This is a genomic window from Vibrio sp. 10N.261.51.C6 (assembly GCF_041471785.1).
Classification (GTDB): domain Bacteria; phylum Pseudomonadota; class Gammaproteobacteria; order Enterobacterales; family Vibrionaceae; genus Vibrio; species Vibrio crassostreae_C.
This window is the reverse complement of sequence record NZ_JBFRPB010000115.1, coordinates 1-1,744: the sequence shown is the minus strand read 5'-3', so window position 1 is coordinate 1,744 and position 1,744 is coordinate 1. Positions and strand designations below refer to the sequence as shown.

Below are 1,744 nucleotides of genomic sequence, written 5' to 3'. Positions count from 1 at the left end.
TGTGATTACCGAGGGAGGTTGACGGTCTAATTACCGAAGGACTCTGTCACAGTCTTATTAATAGTAGTCAACCATGACAGTTCTGCTCTTATTCGATAATTGATGCCTCGGCACGAGCTTCCCGTAACTCTCTTGTATTCAGCTTTTCTTCAAGCCAGATGTTCCTTACTGTTGAGTGACTAATTGAGATGTTAAATCGCTTTCTCATCTCACCACTGATCCTGATCGATGTTAGATGAGGTAATTTGAGCGTTAATGAGATGACGACATTTCGAGTCTTCTCATCGATGCGGTTACTGTGCCTTGATTGGCCATACATACGTTTCAAAGCTAATGGACCATGTGCTTCGAGAAGTTGACGGTTGTTGTGAATGCTTTTGACAGAGCAACCGCTCTGCCGAGCAGCTTCTCTCACATTGCCTAACTCCTTGGCAAGTTCAATAGCATCGAGCTTTTTCTGAACTTCTTCCCCGTATTCTTTCCTAGAGCTAGGCTCAACAAGCTCTTTAATGGACAGCTCTCGGTCAGCAAAGTAAGCGGCGAAGTTACCATCAAGTTGCTTACGTAGCTCAACTTGTTGACTCACGATAGAGTGCCTTAACGGAGAGGTAATTTGATACATTGCGTTACCATAACTGAAGGTATGGTCCCGACGGATTTTTCGATATTCTTTTTGGATACATATCGCATCGAGGTTTAGGTGTTTCGGAACGGGCTTATGTTCCGAGCGCACCTGCTTAGCGTTGACGGTGAGGGTTGTCGCCCAATAGTCAGGGATGAAAGTGTTTTGCAGGTAGTCATTTGCGCTATTCATATCGGTGATCCCCGCCAGTCTTAACTCAGGGACGAGACGATCTTGGAACGTATCGAAGGCACGTTCGATACGACCTTTTCCTTGGGGGGAGTTGGCAAAAATAATTTCTATACCAAGCTCTTCGCAGGCTCGTTGCATCTGAGAGAAGTGGCAGCGTTTTGGTCCACCAAAGATACCCGCTCTATCGACATAAAGCGTCTTAAAAAGCCCCTTTTTTTCGATATAAGCCTTCATTACTTTAAGGCAGCCTTCCGTAGTTTCTGAAGGAAAGAACTCTGCATGAACGTCACTGGTTGCGTCATCAATCATAGCGATAAGGCAGGACTTTTTGTCCCCGAACCAAAGGTGGGGGCTGCCGTCCATTTGCAACATTAAGCCTTCTGCCTCCATGCGCTCTCGTCGTCTTCTTACTTTGGAGCGGCGATGTTTAGCTCGTTTTACATGATGGATTTCGTGCGCCCAGGTACGAAGTGTCTCTCGCTTTACTTTGATGCCTTCAAACACTTCCAGCATGTCTGCCAAATGAAGCATGTTAAAGTCGTAATACTTGGCTTTTATCAGATCTTGAACTTGCTTCTTTAAGGTCACGGGGATTTTATTAGCGGGTGCTCTTCCTGTGTTGCCATGAACAACGAAACGAATACCATCGGTACGGTATCGCCTGAGGTAACGTTCAATGGTTCGGGGGGATTTATTGAGCAGTTTCGAGGCATTGAGAATAGAGATTTTGTTAAGTGCCACTTTAGCAATGACATCCACGGTAAGCTGGGATTTAGCATCCATAACGATCATCCTATACACCCTTTGACTAATTCACAGTGATAGTCAAAGGATTACGTAAAAAGTAGGACCGTCAATTTCCCTCGGTAATTAGGCTAACGACAAAGTCGTTTGGTAGTTAAGGTACGACAGAATCGCTTGGTGATCACA

1 protein-coding gene is annotated in these 1,744 nt (G+C 45.2%); it reads right to left on the bottom strand.

What is annotated here, in order from left to right; genetic code table 11:
- Window positions 1-88: 88 nt before the first annotated feature.
- A complete protein-coding gene (locus AB4375_RS21285) occupies window positions 89-1,606 on the bottom strand; it encodes an ISNCY family transposase (protein ID WP_081325180.1) in 1,518 nt (505 codons plus the stop codon).
- Window positions 1,607-1,744: the final 138 nt, after the last annotated feature.

Excerpts from the sequence above, each read along its gene's own strand:
- AB4375_RS21285 (WP_081325180.1), bottom strand. The coding sequence starts at position 1,606 with ATGATCGTTATGGATGCTAAATCCCAGCTTACCGTGGATGTCATTGCT.